This window comes from Thalassococcus halodurans (assembly GCF_900108225.1).
Classification (GTDB): domain Bacteria; phylum Pseudomonadota; class Alphaproteobacteria; order Rhodobacterales; family Rhodobacteraceae; genus Thalassococcus; species Thalassococcus halodurans.
This window is the reverse complement of record NZ_FNUZ01000002.1, coordinates 795,725-812,832: the sequence shown is the minus strand read 5'-3', so window position 1 is coordinate 812,832 and position 17,108 is coordinate 795,725. Positions and strand designations below refer to the sequence as shown.

Annotated in this window: 16 protein-coding genes; 7 read left to right on the top strand and 9 right to left on the bottom strand. The window is 57.6% G+C overall.

Annotated elements, in window-relative coordinates:
* Positions 1–3: 3 nt before the first annotated feature.
* The 6 genes from C4S59_RS08925 to typA all read left to right on the top strand — a co-directional run bounded on the left by C4S59_RS08925 (position 4) and on the right by typA (position 6,885).
* The gene (locus tag C4S59_RS08925; protein ID WP_103910102.1) at positions 4–864 is read left to right on the top strand and encodes a hydroxymethylglutaryl-CoA lyase; all 861 of its coding nucleotides are present in this window, start codon (positions 4–6) and stop codon (positions 862–864) included.
* A complete protein-coding gene (locus tag C4S59_RS08920) occupies positions 861–1,652 on the top strand; it encodes an enoyl-CoA hydratase-related protein (RefSeq protein ID WP_103910101.1) in 792 nt (263 codons plus the stop codon). Before C4S59_RS08925 ends, C4S59_RS08920 begins: the two co-directional genes overlap by 4 nt.
* Positions 1,653–1,765: 113 nt before the next feature.
* Positions 1,766–2,353, top strand: a complete 588-nt coding sequence (locus C4S59_RS08915) for a TetR/AcrR family transcriptional regulator (RefSeq protein WP_103910100.1) — start codon at positions 1,766–1,768, stop codon at positions 2,351–2,353.
* Positions 2,354–2,385: 32 nt separating this feature from the next.
* The gene (locus C4S59_RS08910) at positions 2,386–3,549 is read left to right on the top strand and encodes an isovaleryl-CoA dehydrogenase (RefSeq protein ID WP_103910099.1); all 1,164 of its coding nucleotides are present in this window, start codon (positions 2,386–2,388) and stop codon (positions 3,547–3,549) included.
* Between the two features lie 84 nt (positions 3,550–3,633).
* The gene (locus C4S59_RS08905; protein ID WP_103910098.1) at positions 3,634–4,920 is read left to right on the top strand and encodes a flavin-dependent oxidoreductase; all 1,287 of its coding nucleotides are present in this window, start codon (positions 3,634–3,636) and stop codon (positions 4,918–4,920) included.
* Positions 4,921–5,064: 144 nt separating this feature from the next.
* Positions 5,065–6,885: a translational GTPase TypA gene (typA, locus tag C4S59_RS08900; RefSeq protein ID WP_103910097.1), complete on the top strand. Its 1,821-nt coding sequence runs from the start codon at positions 5,065–5,067 to the stop codon at positions 6,883–6,885.
* A gap of 66 nt (positions 6,886–6,951) precedes the next feature.
* Here the strand turns inward: typA and C4S59_RS08895 are convergent, their stop codons facing one another.
* From C4S59_RS08895 to recA, 5 genes are all read right to left on the bottom strand, one after another.
* Entirely contained in the window at positions 6,952–7,239 is a 288-nt protein-coding gene (locus C4S59_RS08895; protein WP_103910096.1) for a DUF1330 domain-containing protein, read from the bottom strand.
* Positions 7,240–7,524 carry a DUF1330 domain-containing protein gene (locus C4S59_RS08890; RefSeq protein WP_103910095.1) on the bottom strand — a complete coding sequence of 95 codons (285 nt, stop codon included), beginning with the start codon at positions 7,522–7,524 and terminating at the stop codon, positions 7,240–7,242.
* Positions 7,524–10,181, bottom strand: a complete 2,658-nt coding sequence (gene alaS, locus C4S59_RS08885; RefSeq protein WP_103910094.1) for an alanine--tRNA ligase — start codon at positions 10,179–10,181, stop codon at positions 7,524–7,526. Before alaS ends, C4S59_RS08890 begins: the two co-directional genes overlap by 1 nt.
* 71 nt (positions 10,182–10,252) lie before the next feature.
* Positions 10,253–11,128: a bifunctional helix-turn-helix transcriptional regulator/GNAT family N-acetyltransferase gene (locus tag C4S59_RS08880; protein WP_103910093.1), complete on the bottom strand. Its 876-nt coding sequence runs from the start codon at positions 11,126–11,128 to the stop codon at positions 10,253–10,255.
* A 104-nt stretch (positions 11,129–11,232) separates the two neighbouring features.
* Positions 11,233–12,300, bottom strand: coding sequence for a recombinase RecA (gene recA / locus C4S59_RS08875; protein ID WP_103910092.1), 1,068 nt, complete (start codon positions 12,298–12,300; stop codon positions 11,233–11,235).
* Between the two features lie 182 nt (positions 12,301–12,482).
* Between recA and C4S59_RS08870 the strand changes: the two genes are divergently transcribed.
* The gene (locus C4S59_RS08870) at positions 12,483–13,076 is read left to right on the top strand and encodes a gamma-glutamyl kinase (RefSeq protein ID WP_103910343.1); all 594 of its coding nucleotides are present in this window, start codon (positions 12,483–12,485) and stop codon (positions 13,074–13,076) included.
* A gap of 3 nt (positions 13,077–13,079) precedes the next feature.
* Here the strand turns inward: C4S59_RS08870 and C4S59_RS08865 are convergent, their stop codons facing one another.
* The 4 genes from C4S59_RS08865 to C4S59_RS08850 all read right to left on the bottom strand — a co-directional run bounded on the left by C4S59_RS08865 (position 13,080) and on the right by C4S59_RS08850 (position 17,063).
* Positions 13,080–14,459, bottom strand: a complete 1,380-nt coding sequence (locus C4S59_RS08865; RefSeq protein WP_103910091.1) for an FAD-binding oxidoreductase — start codon at positions 14,457–14,459, stop codon at positions 13,080–13,082.
* 64 nt (positions 14,460–14,523) lie between these two features.
* The gene (locus C4S59_RS08860) at positions 14,524–14,634 is read right to left on the bottom strand and encodes a DUF2474 family protein (RefSeq protein ID WP_103910090.1); all 111 of its coding nucleotides are present in this window, start codon (positions 14,632–14,634) and stop codon (positions 14,524–14,526) included.
* 8 nt (positions 14,635–14,642) lie between these two features.
* Positions 14,643–15,647: a cytochrome d ubiquinol oxidase subunit II gene (gene cydB, locus C4S59_RS08855; RefSeq protein ID WP_103910089.1), complete on the bottom strand. Its 1,005-nt coding sequence runs from the start codon at positions 15,645–15,647 to the stop codon at positions 14,643–14,645.
* 12 nt (positions 15,648–15,659) lie between these two features.
* Complete coding sequence (locus tag C4S59_RS08850) at positions 15,660–17,063, bottom strand: cytochrome ubiquinol oxidase subunit I (protein WP_103910088.1); 1,404 nt, start codon at positions 17,061–17,063, stop codon at positions 15,660–15,662.
* Between the last annotated feature and the right edge of the window lie 45 nt (positions 17,064–17,108).

The window sequence follows — 17,108 nt, the reverse complement described above, 5'->3', positions numbered from 1 at the left end:
GCCATGTCTGATTTCGTCACCCTGTTCGAAATGGCCCCGCGCGACGGCCTGCAAAACGAAAAGGCAATGATAGCCACGGCGGACAAGATCAAACTGGTCGATCTTCTGTCGCAGGCTGGCTTACGCAAAATCGAAACAGCCAGTTTCGTGTCCCCGAAATGGGTGCCGCAAATGGCGGACAGCGCAGACGTCATGGCCGGGATCACGCGGGTTGACGGGGTGCGCTACACGGCGCTGACGCCCAACATGAAGGGGCTTGAGGCCGCCATCGACGCAAAGGCAGATGAGGTTGCGATTTTCGGCTCGGCCTCGGAAGGGTTCAGCCAGAAAAACATCAACTGCTCGATCGCGGAAAGCCTTGAACGCTTTGCGTCAGTGGTTGAGGCGGCTCGAAAGGCCAACATTCCGGTGCGTGGCTATGTGTCTTGCGTAACCGACTGCCCCTATGACGGACGTACACCACCAGAGCAGGTTGCGCGGGTCGCGGCGGATTTGATTGAACTGGGCTGCTATGAGGTCTCGCTTGGCGACACCATCGGGCAGGGCACGAGCGAAACCGTGGATGCGATGTTGCGGGCGGTCACAGAACGCGTGCCAGCTGAAAGGCTGGCGGGACATTTCCACGACACCGCCGGTCGCGCCATCGACAACATCCGTGTCAGCGTTGGCCATGGCCTCCGCGTCTTTGACGCGGCGGTTGGCGGTTTGGGCGGATGTCCCTATGCACCGGGAGCCAAAGGGAATGTCGCGACCGAAGCTGTTTTTGATATGCTGACGGCTGAGGGATTTGAAACGGGTCTGGACCGTGACGCAATGATGGTTGCCGCTGAATTCGCGCGTAGCCTTCGGGGGGACACAGTATGAACCAATTCAACACGTTGAAGGTCGAACTGGGGGCGGATGGTGTCGCCCATCTGATCCTGAACCGTCCCGACCGTAAAAACGCCATTTCGGCCGAAATGATGGATGAACTGGTCGCGTTCGCGGCATTGGCAGCGGACACGCCGGAGATGCGCGTTGTTGTCTTGCAGGGCGCAGAGGGTGTGTTTTGCGCCGGTGGTGATCTGTCGTGGATGATGACGCAGATCAAAGCGGATCGTGCGGGCCGCATGGCCGAGGCGCGTCGTCTGGCCAACATGCTGAAAGCGTTGAACGAAATGCCTGTTCCTTTGATCGGGAGGGTGGAAGGCGTGGCCATGGGCGGCGGCGCAGGTCTGGCCTGTGTTTGCGATATGGCGGTTACGGCCGATGACTGTCGCTTCGGCTTTACCGAAACACGCCTTGGCATCATTCCGGCGACGATTTCGCCCTATGTCCTTGCACGGATCGGGGAGGGGGCCGCGCGTCAGGTCATGATGAATGCCGAGCTTTTCCAAGGCCCCCGTGCGGTCGCACTGGGACTGGTTGCGCGGTCTGTTTCCGCAGACCAGTTGGACATGGCAATCAAAGAAGCCGTCGCACCCTATCTGAAGCTTCCGAAAGAAGCGGTGGGCCGGACTAAACGCCTGATCCGGTCATTGGGGGCGCAAATCGACGCTTCGGTGATCGACGGCACCATCGAACAATTGGCCGACGCTTGGGAAAGCGATTGTGCCGAAAAAGGCATCGCGGCCTTTCTGAATAAAACACCGGCCCTATGGGCCAAGGGCTAGGGACCCGAAAGTAGTAAGTTGAAAGGGTGAGTATTTTTTCAGCAGTGGCTTGAAAACGGGCATTTGTCGTTCAATAAATGAACGCCCATTCGTAATAAGCGGACCAGACGCATATGTTGCAACAGCGCTCGAAAGACACGAAAGAGACGATCCGGCTGAATGCCCTCCGTCTTTTTGCCAAAAGCGGCTATAGCGCTGTGTCCATGCGCGACATTGCGAATGCGGTCGGGATACAGCCCGGAGCAATCTACAACCACTTCCCTAGCAAACAGGACATCCTTGTGGATCTGATGATGACCCACATGGTTGATCTTCTGGCTGCGGCAAATGACGCCATGGAGGGTGTGGAGGGAACAAGGAACCGCTTGGTCGCCTTTGCCCGTTTCCACATCAGCTATCAGCTGGATTTTCCAGATCACGTCTTTATCGCCTACATGGAGTTGCGCAGCCTTGAGGAAACGGGCCGTCAGGACGTTTACGTCAAGCGCGACGAATACGAGGCGATCCTGCGCGAGGTTCTGGAACAAGGTGTCAAGGAAGGCACTTTCAAAGTCGCAAATGCTGCCGTTCAAACACGTGCACTGTTGGCGATGATGACAGGGATCACTGTTTGGTTCCGTGAAGACGGTGAACTGAACAGGGATCAGGTGATTGACTGTTACGTACAGGCTGTATTGCAGAGTGTTGGAATCCAAGAATAAGTCCAGCACCTGCCTCTTGGGAGGAGACCGGATTGTTCCAAGCATCCATGAACTTCGCTTTGGGCGATGAGATTGAGGCGTTGCGTGACGTCGTTCACAAGTTCGCACAAACAGAAATCGCGCCACTCGCGCGACAGATAGATTTAGACAACCAATTCCCCACAGATCTTTGGAAAAAGATGGGGGATCTGGGCTTGCTCGGTATGACCGTCTCTGAAGAAGATGGCGGAACCGGTATGGGCTATCTGGCCCATTGTGTTGCGGTTGAAGAAGTCAGCCGAGCGTCTGCTTCTGTTGGGCTGTCTTATGGCGCGCATTCCAATCTTTGTGTGAACCAGCTTCGGCGGAATGGTACTGACGAACAAAAAGAAAAGTATCTGCCGGGCTTGATCAGTGGCGACAACGTCGGTGCACTTGCCATGAGCGAACCGGGCGCGGGCTCTGATGTTGTGTCGATGCGTCTGCGGGCGGAAAAACGGAACGACCGTTTCATTCTGAACGGTAACAAGATGTGGATCACCAACGGTCCCGATGCCGACACGCTGATCGTTTATGCCAAAACCGATCCGGACGCCGGCCCGAAGGGCATCACAGCTTTCCTGATCGAAAGGGGAATGGCAGGTTTCTCGACCGGTCAAAAGCTGGACAAGCTGGGTATGCGCGGGTCGAACACGGCCGAACTGATCTTTGAAGACTGCGAAGTGCCGTTTGAAAATGTCCTCGGGCAAGAGGGCCAGGGCGTTCGTATTCTGATGAGCGGTCTGGACTATGAGCGCGTCGTGCTGGCGGCGGGCCCCTTGGGGATCATGGCGGCCTGTCTGGATGTGGTGGTGCCTTACGTGCATGATCGCGAACAGTTCGGAAAACCCATCGGGACTTTCCAGCTGATGCAGGGCAAACTGGCGGACATGTATGTCACGCTAAACGCCTGCCGGTCGTACGTCTATGCCGTTGCTGCTGCCTGTGACCGTGGCGAAACCACCCGTAAAGATGCTGCGGGTTGCATCCTGTATGCTGCGGAAAAAGCAACTCAGGTCGCGCTGGAAGCGATCCAGACACTGGGTGGCAACGGCTATATCAACGACTTCCCCACGGGGCGTCTTCTGCGCGATGCCAAGCTGTATGAGATCGGCGCGGGCACGTCCGAAATCCGCCGCATGCTGATTGGTCGCGAATTGTTCGAAGAGACCAAATAGTAAGTGCAGTTCCAATCTGGCCTTTCCGGCGTGCCTTGTGCTAGCCACGAGGCGCGCGGAAACGGCTAGTTTGAGGAGTGTGCCATGTCCCAGCCCAAAGTTCTGATCGCCGGTGGCGGTATCGCGGGTATGAGCATGGCTTTGACGCTGCATCAAATCGGCGTCCCTTGCGTTGTTCTGGAAACGGTGAGCGAACTGAAGCCATTGGGCGTTGGTATCAACGTACAACCGAACGCAGTGCGCGAGTTGTTCGATCTGGGCATTGGCGCAGAAAAGCTGGACCAGATCGGCGTGAAATGCCGTGAATGGGCGTTGGTCGGGCTAAAGGGCAACCCTGTTTACTCTGAACCGCGCGGACTGGAAGCGGGCTATAACTGGCCACAGTATTCGGTGCATCGCGGCAAGTTGCAGATGTTGCTGTACCAAGAAGTGCTGGATCGTCTTGGCCCGGATGCGGTCCGTTTGGGCGTGCGCGTGACCGGATACACCAACAATGACGACGATACGGTGACGGTTGAAACCGTCGCCGCTGACGGCACAACGGCGCAAGAAACGGCCAGCATGCTGATCGCCGCCGATGGTATCCATTCCGCAGTTCGCGCGCAGATGTACCCTGACCAGCCCCCGATCCACTGGGGCGGCGCGATCATGTGGCGTGGCACCAGCCCTGCAGCCCCAATTCGCACAGGTGCGTCCTTCGTTGGTCTGGGGCGTGCACGCCACCGGATCGTGTTCTACCCGATCTCACCTGCCGATCCCGAAACCGGCCTGTCCGAGGTCAACTGGATCGCGGAAGTGACCGTCGACAATTCCGAAGGCTGGAAGGGTGGCGACTGGAACAAAAAGGTCGAGATCGAAGATTTCATCCATCATTTTGATGGTTGGGAATACGACTGGATCAACGTGCCCGAATTCCTGTCCAAAGCAGGCACTGTCTACGAATACCCGATGATCGACCGCGATCCTGTGCCCAGCTGGGCCGATGGCCGCGTGGTTCTGATCGGTGACGCCGCACACCCGATGTATCCCACAGGATCGAACGGCGCGAGCCAGGCCATCGTTGACGCGCGCAATCTGGGCGCATCGCTGATCGCGCACGGGCTGAACGAAACCGCCTTCGACGATTTTGACGCGCGTTTCTGCGAAGACGTGTCCCAAGTCGTGCTGCGCAACCGCGGGGCAGGGCCGTTCGGCCTGTTGAACCTGATCGACGAACGCTGTGGTGGCGAATTCGATGACATCAACGATGTCGTGCCCGAGGACGAGCGTCGTGAATTCATGGCCCGCTACAAGGCTGCTGCCGGGTTCGCCATTGAAACGCTGAACGCCTCACCGCGCACAATTGCCGAGGGCGCCAAGGTCGCCTTCTAAGCGACCAAATCAGGGGCTTTCAGCCCTACGCCACGTCGCATCAGTCACATTCCGCGCTTTTCCACCCCTGTGACGCTTTAGGGGCTGGCCTTTTGTGCGTTAGGGGGCTACGCGACGCCCGACACACTGAAAAGGCTTATTCCCATGGATCTTCGCAACGTTGCGATCATTGCCCACGTGGACCACGGCAAGACAACGCTGGTGGATGAACTCTTGAAACAATCCGGCGCGTTCCGGGAAAACCAGGCCGTTGCTGAACGCGCCATGGACTCGAACGATCTGGAACGTGAACGCGGCATCACCATTCTGGCCAAGGCGACTTCGGTCGAATGGAAAGGCACGCGCATCAACATCGTCGATACCCCCGGCCACGCTGACTTTGGTGGCGAGGTTGAACGCATCCTGTCCATGGTGGACGGCGTTGTGCTGCTGGTTGACGCCGCCGAGGGCCCGATGCCTCAGACCAAATTCGTGACCTCCAAGGCGCTGTCCTTGGGCCTGCGTCCGATTGTTGTTCTGAACAAGGTCGACAAACCTGATGCGGAACCCGACCGTGCGCTGGACGAATGTTTTGACCTGTTCGCAAGCCTCGGTGCCGATGAAGACCAGCTGGACTTCCCGCATCTGTATGCTTCCGGTCGTTCCGGCTGGGCCGATGCCGAACTGGACGGTCCGCGCAAGGATCTTGCGGCGCTGTTTAACCTGATCGTCAACCACGTGCCGCGTCCGCGTCAGGTGTCCCGTCAGGGCGAAGATTTCCGCATGCTGGCGACCACTCTGGGCTCTGACCCGTTCGTGGGCCGCATCCTGACTGGTCGCGTTGAGTCCGGCACGCTGAAGGTTGGTGCAACCGTTCAGGCTCTGTCCCGTATCGGCCAAAAAATCGAACAGTTCCGCGTGACCAAAATCCGCGCGTTCCGTGGTCTTGCCCAGCAGGACATCGAAGAGGCACAGGCAGGCGACATCGTTTCGCTGGCCGGTATGTCCAAATCGACCGTGTCCGACACGATCTGTGCGTTGGCCGTTGACGAGCCGCTGGAAGCACAGCCCATCGATCCGCCGACAATCACAGTGACCTTTGGCATCAACGACAGCCCGCTGGCTGGCCGCGAAGGCAAAAAGGTTCAAAGCCGCGTCATCCGTGAACGTCTGATGAAAGAGGCGGAATCGAACGTCGCGATCAAGATCGAAGATACGCCGGGCGGCGAAGCATTTGAGGTGTCCGGTCGTGGCGAACTTCAGATGGGTGTTCTGATCGAAAACATGCGTCGTGAAGGGTTCGAACTGTCGATCTCGCGTCCGCAGGTTATCATGCGCGAAGACGAAAACGGTCAGCGTATCGAGCCGATCGAAGAAGTTACCATCGACGTGGACGACGAATACTCGGGCGCGGTTATCGAAAAGATCACCGGTGCGCGTAAGGGCGAACTGGCCGAGATGAAACAGGCCGGTGCGGGTAAGACACGTATCGTTGCTCACGTTCCGTCCCGTGGTCTGATCGGCTATCACGGCGAATTCCTGACCGACACGCGCGGCACAGGCGTTCTGAACCGCGTGTTCCACGGTTGGGCACCGCACAAAGGCCCGATCCCGGGCCGTCGCGCTGGTGTTCTGATCTCGATGGAAGACGGTGAGGCCGTGGCCTATGCGCTGTGGAACCTTGAAGAGCGTGGCCGCATGTTCGTGGGCCCGCAGGCCAAGGTCTATCAGGGTATGATCATCGGTGAACATTCCCGCGACAACGACCTCGAGGTGAACCCGCTGAAGGGTAAGAAGCTGACCAACGTTCGTGCCTCCGGCACCGACGATGCGGTTCGTTTGACACCACACATCAACTTCAGCCTTGAAGAGGCGATTGCGTACATCAACGATGATGAACTGGTCGAAGTTACTCCGTCGTCGATCCGTCTGCGCAAACGCTATCTGGATCCGCATGAGCGTAAGCGGATGGCGAAACAAGCCTAATAACAAAAGAAAAACCCTCCCCCAGAACGGGGGAGGGTTTTTTTAATTTAGCCGACTATTTCTCGATCAGTCGGTAATTTCGACGACGATCAGATCCCGTTCAGACGCGTTGCGCGCATGGCTCAGCGCCTCTTGGTAGCCGTCCGAATGGTAGCAATCGATGGCTGCCTGTTTCGACGGGAACTGTGCAACCACATGGCGTTCGCGCTGTGCGCCTTCCAGAATGTGGTAGTCACCGCCACGGGCCAGAAAATGACCACCGTGTTCAGCAATCACTGGGCCTGCCAGTTTGGCGTATTTGCCGTAGGATTCGGCGTCGGTTACGTGCACGTGGGCAATCCAGAGTGCCGGCATTTATAGTCCCTCCACAATAATGATGTCGCGTTCGCTAGATCGCAGCGCGATTGGTAGAATGGCTTGATAAGCGTCCGAGTTGTACCAGGCTTCGGCCTGTTCCAATGTCGGGAACTCGACAATCACGTGCCGTTCCGGCGCGCTGCCTTCGACAATTTTCTGCCGACCTGCTTTGACCAAAAATTTGCCGCCCGCAGCCTCGGCCAAGGCAACTGTTTGGGCGGCATATTCTTTGTAATCGTCCGGATCGGTCACGGTGATCCGGGCGATGATGTAGGCGGGCATCAGCCCGCCACCACGGCCTCGGCAGCTTTGATCGCAGCCTCGGCGTTGTCCGTGCTTGCACCGCCACCCTGCGCCATATCAGGACGGCCACCGCCGCCTTTGCCACCGAGTTCCGGAACCGCTGCACGCACCAGATCGACCGCAGACAGTTTGTCTTTCAGGTCGTCGGTCACGCCCGCCGCAACAGCCGCTTTGCCGCCTGTATCAGCAATCAACAGAACCGCACCGCTGACCAGACGTGCTTTATGCTCGTCGATCAGCGGGGGCAGGTCTTTGCCGGAAACGCCCGACAGAACCTGTGCGTGGAACTTCACGCCGTTGATCTCTTTCGCCTCAGCAGGGGCCTGACCGCTGCCACCGGACATTGCGAGTTCACGACGCAACTGGGCCACTTCGTTGTTCAGCGCTTTGCGTTCGTCCATTAGCGCTTTGACCCGCGCGGGCAGGTCAGCAGCCGTGGCTTTCAACTCGCCCGCCAGTTCTGAAACGATCCGGTCCTGACCGCGCAGGTAATCCATCGCGGCCTCACCTGTCAGCGCTTCGATCCGGCGAACGCCGGCAGAAGACGCGCTGTCGCCCAGTGTCACGAACAGACCGATCTCACCGGTGCGTGCCACGTGCGTACCACCGCAGAGTTCGAGCGAATACGTGTCGCGGTTTGAACCTTTGCCCGAGGACGCGTCGGTGCCCATGGACACAACACGCACCTCATCGCCGTACTTTTCACCAAACAGCGCCTGCGCACCCATCGCGCGGGCATCGTCGGGCGTCATGATGCGGGTTTCGACCGGTGCGTTCTGGCGGATGTAATCGTTCACCTCACGCTCGATCGTTGTCAGCTCGTCTGCCGTCAGGGCCTTGGCGTGGCTGAAGTCAAAACGCAGGCGGTCTGCTGCGTTCAGCGACCCGCGCTGTGCGACGTGATCACCCAGCGCGCGGCGCAGGGCTTCGTTCAACAAGTGCGTGGCCGAGTGGTTTGCACGAATGTTGGTGCGGCGTGCGTGATCCACGTCCAGCTTTGCAGCATCGCCCGCTTTGATCTCACCCTCGGTGACGTCTGCGAAGTGGATGAACACATCGGCCACTTTGCGTGTGTCGGTGACGGTCGCCTTGGCGCCATCAGTGGTGATCACACCTGTGTCGCCAACCTGACCACCGCTTTCTGCATAGAACGGCGTTTGGTTCAGAACGATCTGTACTTTGTCGCCAGCCTTGGCGCCGTCGACCTTTGCACCGTCCGCGACGATGGCCATGATCTGGCCTTCCGCTGTTTCGGTGTCATAGCCAAGGAAATCGGTCGTGCCGTGTTCTTCGGCGATGTCGAACCAGATGGCAGCATCGGCCGCTTCGCCTGTGCCAGACCATGCCGCACGCGCCTTGGCCTTTTGTTCGGCCATGGCTGTGTCGAAACCGTCGGTGTCGACCGTTAGGTCCTTTTCACGCAGCGCGTCCTGCGTCAGGTCCAGCGGGAAGCCGTATGTGTCATACAGTTTGAACGCGGTTTCGCCGGGCAGGGCGGCACCTTCGGGAAGGTTCGCAAGCTCTTCGTCCAACAGCTTCAGACCGCGATCCAGCGTCTGGCGGAAACGGTTTTCTTCCAGCAGCAGGGTTTCTTCGATCAGAGCCTGCGCGGTGCCCAGTTCAGGGTAGGCCGCGCCCATTTGACGGACCAACGCGGGAACAAGGCGGTGCATCAGCGGGTCTTTCGCGCCCAGCAGGTGCGCGTGACGCATCGCACGGCGCATGATGCGGCGCAGAACATAGCCGCGACCGTCGTTCGACGGCATGACGCCATCGGCTATCAGGAAGGACGTAGACCGCAGGTGGTCGGCGATCACGCGGTGATGCGTTTTGCCCGGACCATCGGGGTCGGACGAAGTGGCATCAGCGGATGCTTCGATCAGCGAGCGCATCAGGTCGGTGTCGTAGTTGTCGTGCTTACCCTGAAGCAGCGCGCCAATCCGTTCCAGACCCATGCCGGTATCGATGGACTGCATGTCCAGCGCGCGCATGGAGCCGTCTTCGAACTGCTCGTTTTGCATGAAAACGATGTTCCAGATTTCGATGAAGCGGTCGCCATCTTCTTCTGGCGATCCCGGAGGGCCGCCCCAGATGTGGTCGCCGTGGTCATAGAAAATCTCGGTGCAGGGACCGCAGGGGCCAGTCGGGCCCATCTGCCAGAAGTTGTCGGATGTCGCGATGCGGATAATCCGGTCTTCCGGAATGCCGACTTTCTTCCAGATTTCAAAGGCTTCGTCATCGGTGTGATAGACGGTAGCCAAAAGGCGCGTCTTATCGATGGCGAAGTCTTTGGTGATCAGCTCATAGGCAAAGGGGATCGCTTCGGTTTTGAAGTAATCGCCGAACGAAAAGTTTCCGAGCATCTCAAAGAACGTATGGTGGCGTGCGGTGTAGCCGACGTTATCAAGGTCGTTGTGCTTGCCGCCAGCGCGTACGCATTTCTGCGATGTGGTCGCACGGGTGTAATCGCGGGTTTCAACGCCTGTGAACAGGTTCTTGAACTGCACCATGCCCGAGTTCGCAAAAAGCAACGTCGGGTCGTTACGCGGCACAAGCGGGGACGAGGGTACAATCTTGTGCCCCTGTTTTTCGAAATAGCTCAGAAAGGTCGAGCGGATATCGTTTAGCGTTGCCATGCTTTGCCTCGTGTCGCAAAAATTTTGTCAGATGTACCCCTAGCGTTGGGTGCTGTCCACAGGGGCAGGGCTTAGGTCAACTGCTTTTCAAAAAAATGTTCGGCATAGGGATTGTCGTTATAGCGATCGATTTCGATCCAACCGCTGTTTCGGTACAATCCAAGGGCTGCATGCAGCCGTCCGTTCGTGTCCAGCTGCAGCGTTGTCATGCCCAGTTTGCGCGCATGATCCTCGATCTCGTCCATCAGCCGTTTGCCAAGGCCAAGACCGCGGGCGGCAGAGGATAGCCACAGTCGTTTGACCTCGCCCAGATGCGTGCCTTGGCCTTTCAGCCCGCAACATCCGATGGGCAGGCCGTCCGAGGTTGCCAGCAGAAAAACGCCCTTGGGCGGGCGCAGGTAATCGGCCTCTGGGTTGCCTGAGGCATGGGGATCGAATGTGATGCCAAGGATGCTGGTGATCTCATCGTAGAACTGGTTTACACAGTATGCGACGCGCGGGTCTTCGGGATCGACGGGGGCGATTTTTATGTGATCCCGCCCCAGAACGGTTGCGATCAGGTCCATAGCCGCCAATAGGCTGTCCTGATCCTTGTAGCGGGACAGAACCTTTTCAGCGGCAGAGTTCGACAGGCTTTCATATTGGTGAAAGGCATCGCGACCCTCAGGCGTCAGTTGCGCGACCCTGCGACGGGCATCGTTGCCGTCGCTTTCGACTGTTATCAGCCCCTCTGCCTCTAGTCCGCGCAGTAGACGGGACATCAAGCCTGAGTCCAGCTCAAGATATTCGCGCAAGTCGCTGACATCGGTTTTGCCGTGGCCAATCGCATTAAGAACGCGGGCCGATCCCAACGGGCGTCCCAGCCCAAGGAATGACGTATCAAGGGCGCCGCTTTGCGTGGTGACAGCACGGGACAGACGGCGGAAGCGGGATATGTTGTCTAGCATAGGTCGACTCGCTTGAATTTTTTCTGACTTTAGTCAGGTAAATTGGGGCGGCAACAAAAAAACGCCCCGAAATCGGGGCGCTTTTCCTAAGTCTTCCGATGGTTTTAGTCTTCGACCAAATCCGGATCGTCCTTGGCCATATCAAATTCAAGGCCATGCGCGGCACGAATCTTGTCTTCGATCTCAAGCGCGATCGCAGTGTTTTCCTTCAGGTAGGTCTTGGCGTTTTCACGACCCTGACCGATGCGTTCATCCCCGTAGGAATACCACGCGCCAGATTTTTCAACGACGCCAGCTTTCACACCCAGATCCAGCAATTCGCCGGTTTTCGAGATGCCTTCGCCATACATGATGTCGAATTCAACCTGCTTGAAGGGCGGGGCGACCTTGTTTTTGACGACTTTCACGCGGGTGGCGTTGCCCACCACTTCGTCACGGTCTTTGATCGCGCCGATGCGGCGGATATCCAGACGGACGGAGGAGTAGAACTTTAGCGCGTTACCGCCGGTTGTTGTTTCGGGCGAACCGAACATGACGCCGATTTTCATCCGGATCTGGTTGATGAAGATAACCATACAGTTCGAACGGTTGATCGAACCGGTCAGTTTGCGCATCGCCTGGCTCATCAGGCGGGCGTGAACGCCCACGCTGGAATCACCCATGTCGCCTTCCAGTTCGGATTTCGGCGTCAGCGCCGCGACCGAGTCGACGACGACAAGGCTAACCGCGCCGGAACGTACCAGTGTATCGGTGATCTCAAGCGCCTGTTCACCTGTGTCGGGCTGCGAGATCAGCAGTTCGTCCAGATCGACGCCCAGCTTTTTCGCATACTGCGGGTCAAGTGCGTGTTCCGCGTCCACAAAGGCGCAAACGCCGCCTTTTTTCTGTTCTTCTGCAATCGCATGCAGTGTCAGAGTGGTCTTGCCCGAGCTTTCCGGCCCGTAAATTTCGATGATCCGGCCCTTCGGCAGGCCGCCGATGCCGAGGGCGATATCAAGGCCCAGAGAACCGGTCGAGGTGGCTTCGATGTCGCGCATTGCGTTTTCGCCACCGAGTTTCATGATCGAACCCTTGCCGAACTGACGTTCGATCTGGGCCAGCGCTGAATCCAGCGCCTTTTGCTTGTCTGCGTTGCGCTTGCTGTCCATGGAGAGAAGATCTGCCGTTGCCATTGTTTCCGTGTCCTTATTCCATACCCGCTATCAAGCGGCAATCGCTGCTTTGTTCACCTCTTGTTCCAAAACATATCGGACCAAAACGAGAACATTGCAAGGGGATTTTCACTTTCTTTACATTTGCCGCACTTGGTTAAAGAGTGGTTTACGTGATCGGATGAATGGGGGCGTGCTGCCTTATGTTGGTGTTTTGGAAGCAGAAATTGGTGTTTTTGGCCGTGCCGAAAACGGGAACATCAGCCTATGAAACTGCGCTTACTCCCCATGCTTCCATGGTTGTTTCCGACCCACCCGAGCTGAAACACGCGCCGTTTTACCGCTACAATCGCTTCTTCCGGCCGATGTTTGAAAAGGTGGGGGCCGATCATATGGACGTGATGGCGGTGATCCGTGAACCGGTGTCGTGGCTGGGAAGTTGGTACCGGTACCGTCAGCGTCCGTTTCTGGACGGGAAAAGAACCTCGACCAAGGACATCAGCTTTGATGACTTTGTGCTGGCCTATTGTCAGGGCGACAAACCGCCCTTTGCCAATGTCGGTGCGCAATCGAAGTTCGTAGAACCTCGTCCCAATGGCACGCAGGTGTCGCATCTGTTCCGCTACGAAGATCAGGGGAAGATCATCGATTTTCTGGAAGATCGTTTGAACGTGAAGCTGGATCTGCCACGCGAAAACGTGTCACCCAAGCGTGATCTGGAGCTGTCGCCCGAGGTCAAGGCAAAGCTGCGGCGCAAGCACGCCGCAGAGTTCGAGTTGTGGGATAGTCTGGGCTAGGCCTTAGTTGACTTGAACCATTTTGCCCGGGTTCATCAGGTTGTTGGGATCAAGCGATTTTTTCAGCTGTGCCATAACGGCATAGGCCGGACCATGCTCTTCTTCCATATAGCGCATTTTGCCGGTGCCAACGCCATGTTCGCCGGTCACTGTGCCACCCGATGCCAACGCGCGGCGGCATACGTTGTGGGCCAATTCCTTGGCGCGCTTCAGTTCGTCATCCGACTCTGGGTCGACAAGGATCAGCAGGTGGAAGTTCCCATCGCCAACGTGTCCTACCAGTGGGGCAATCAGGCCACTTGCAGCAATGTCTTCCTGCGTGCCTCTGATGCACTCGGCCAGTTCCGAGATCGGCACGCAGACATCTGTCACCACGCCTTCGGCACCGGGGCGTAGGGATTTGCCCGCGTAATAGGCGCTGTGGCGGGCGGCCCAAAGGCGGTTGCGGTCTTCGGTCTTGCTGGCCCATTCGAAATCCTGAACGCCGAATTCCTCGGCGATATCGCGGAAGCTGGCGACCTGTTCTTCGACGCCGGCGGGCGACCCGTGGAATTCCAGGAACAGATATGGCTTTTCGGCCATATTCATGTCGGGGTTATAAGTGTTCATCCCCTTCATCTGTAGTTCATCCAACAGCTCGATCCGCGCCATGGGAAGGCCGGTCTGGATCGCCAGAATGACGGTGTTCACCGCATCATCAATGGTCGGGAACGCGCAGGTGGCGGCGGCGATGTGTTCGGGCTGGCCATAGAGGCGCACGGTCAGTTTGGTGATGATGCCAAGCGTACCTTCAGAACCCACGAACAGATGCGTCAGGTCGTAACCGGCCGAAGATTTGCGCGCGCGGGTGCCGGTCTCAATCACGGTGCCGTCGGCCAGAACAACCTCAAGCGCCAGAACGTTTTCGCGCATTGTGCCATAGCGCACCGCGTTGGTGCCCGAGGCGCGGGTGGCGGCCATGCCGCCCAGCGTCGCGTTCGCACCGGGATCAACGGTGAACATCAGGCCGGTGGCGCGCAGGTCTTCGTTCAGCTGTTCGCGGGTCACGCCAGGTTGGACAACGGCATCAAGGTCCTCTGCGTGTACCTCAAGGATCTGGTTCATGCGGCTGGTATCAATGCTGATCCCGCCGTGGATCGGCACAATATGACCTTCCAGCGAAGTGCCGACGCCATAGGGGACCACAGGGCATTTGTGTTTCGTACAAATGCGCATGATCTGCGACACTTCTTCGGTTGTTTCGGGAAAGGCCACGGCGTCGGGCAGGGAGGGCGTGGAATAGGCCTCGTCCCGGCTGTGGATTTCGCGGATAGAGGAGCCTGTGGACAGGCGATCGCCAAGCAGTTCGCGGATTTCTTCTATTGCTGCGGTGTTGTCCGACATAATTTAGGTACCTCCCAGTTTTCTTGGGCGGCACTTAGACAGCAGTCGCGTTTTTGCGCAAGCCCTACACGGCCACGAGCTTGATCAAATATGCAACAATGCCAAGGCCCAAAACGGATGCCGCCCAGAGGGCGACAAACCATATCCATTTTTTCCAAAGCGCGTTCTCAGCCATGGGGGACCTCAGTGGTATCCTGCTGTTTCATCAATCTTGCCGCGGAACACCCAATAGGAATAGGCGGTGTAGATCAGGATGATGGGGATCAGGATCGCTGCGCCCACAAGCGCGAACATCAGGCTTTTGTCGGGTGCAGCGGCCTCTTGGATGCTAAGCGACGGAGGCACGATGTTGGGATAAAAGCTGATGCCGATACCGACAAAGCAGGCGACAAAGATACCGTTGGCAGCCAGGAAGGGCTGCACATCGTTATTCTTCTTCAGGCCCCAGAACATGATCCAAGACAGCATGAACAGAACGAAAGGCACCAGTGACGACCACGCCGCCGTCGGCAGTGTGAACCAGCGTTCGAAGTAAACCGCATCTTGGAACGGGGTCATGATCGAGACGACGCCGATAAGCGCCAGCGTTCCGATTGCCAAGGGCCAAGACATGGCCGTGTGGCGGGATTGCAGTTCACCTCTGGTTTTCATGTGCAGCCATGTTGCGCCCAACAGCGTGTAACCCACCACAAGCGCGACGCCTGTCAGGATCGAAAACGGTGTCAGCCAGTCAAACCAACCGCCTGCATATGCGCGGTTCTCGACCTCGATACCTTGTACCAGCGCGCCCAGAGCGATGCCTTGCGTAAAGGTCGCGACCAGCGAGCCGGCAAAGAAGGCGATGGACCAGACGTGTTTCCAGCGTTTTGTTTTCCAACGGTATTCAAATGCCACGCCGCGGAATACCAGTGCCAGAAGCATAATGATGATCGGCATATAAAGCGCGGGCATCACGACTGCATAGGCCAGCGGGAACACGGCAAACAAACCGCCGCCACCCAGCACCAACCACGTTTCGTTGCCGTCCCAGACAGGGGCGACTGTGTTCATCATCACATCCCGTTCGTGTTCGCTTTTGGCGAAGGGAAACAGAATGCCGATCCCGAGGTCGAAGCCGTCCAGAACAACGTAAGTCAGAACGGCAAAGGCAATCAGGGCCGCCCAGATATTGGCAAGATCAAAAATCATAACAGCGGCTCCTTATTCGGCGGGGTTAGTGGCCAGTTGCGTCGAAGGCGTGATGCCCGCGGCACGCGTGGGGCCATCGGTAAAGTCAGCGTCCTTTTGTGGGACAAAGGCGTTCATGAGGCGCAGCAGGTAGTAGGTGCCCGCGCCAAAGACGAAGAAGTAAACCACGATGAATGCCAGAAGCGACGTCGCCACAGCAGGCGCATCAATCGGCGCCAGACTGTCCGAAGTGCGCAGCAGGCCATAGACGGTATATGGCTGGCGACCGACCTCGGTTGTGATCCAGCCTGCAAGAACGGCGATAAAGCCCGACGGTCCCATGACCAGTACAGCACGGTGCAGCAGCGGCGCGTCATAAAGCTTGCCCTTGATGCGGGCCAGAAGGCTCCAGCCACCGATCAGAAGCATGGCAAAGCCCAAGCCGACCATCACACGGAACGAATAGAACACGATGGCCACAGGTGGCTCTTCATCATCGGGAATGGTGTCCAAACCGTCCAAAGGTGCGTTCAGGTCGTGCTTCAGGATCAGCGAGCTCGCCTTCGGGATTTCGATGGCATAATCGATGCGCTTTTCTTCCTCGTTCGGGATGCCGAACAGGATCAGCGGCGCGCCGTCGGGGTGGCTGTCATAGTGACCTTCCATCGCCATGACCTTTACGGGCTGATGTTCCAGCGTGTTCAGACCGTGCATGTCACCTGCGAAAATCTGGATCGGCGTGACAATCACAGCCATCCACATCGCCATAGAAAACATACGACGCGATTCAGGCTTGGTGCGGTCACGCAGCAGGTGAAGCGCGCCAGTCGCGCCGACAACAAAGGCCGTCGTCAGGTAGGCAGCCAGCACCATGTGGACAAGGCGATAGGGAAAGGACGGGTTGAAGATAATCTGGAACCAGTCTTCGGGATAGAACTGGCCGTTTTCAGAAATGCTATATCCCACAGGGGTTTGCATCCAGCTGTTCACACTCAGAATCCAAGTGGCCGACATCAGCGTGCCGAAGGCAACCATCGCGGTGGCAAACATATGAAGCTTTTCGCCAACCTTTTCTCGGCCAAACAGCATGATGCCCAGAAAGCCTGCCTCAAGGAAGAACGCCGACAGCACCTCATAGGCCATAAGCGGTCCTAGAACGGGGCCGGTTTTATCCGAGAAGACCGACCAGTTCGTGCCAAACTGGTAGGACATCACGATGCCCGAAACGACGCCCATGCCAAACGCGACGGCAAAGATTTTTTTCCAGTAGTTGAACAGGTTAAGATAGGTCGTGTCGCGTGTCCTGAGCCACAAACCGTTCAAAACCGCCAGATAGCTGGCAAGGCCAATCGAGAAGGCCGGAAAGATGATGTGAAACGACACGGTGAACGCAAACTGCGCCCGTGCCAATGTTTCTGCGGTCAATCCTTCAAGCATAAAACTGCTCCAATCCTGTTTGGTTGGTGAGCTAGATAGTCTTGG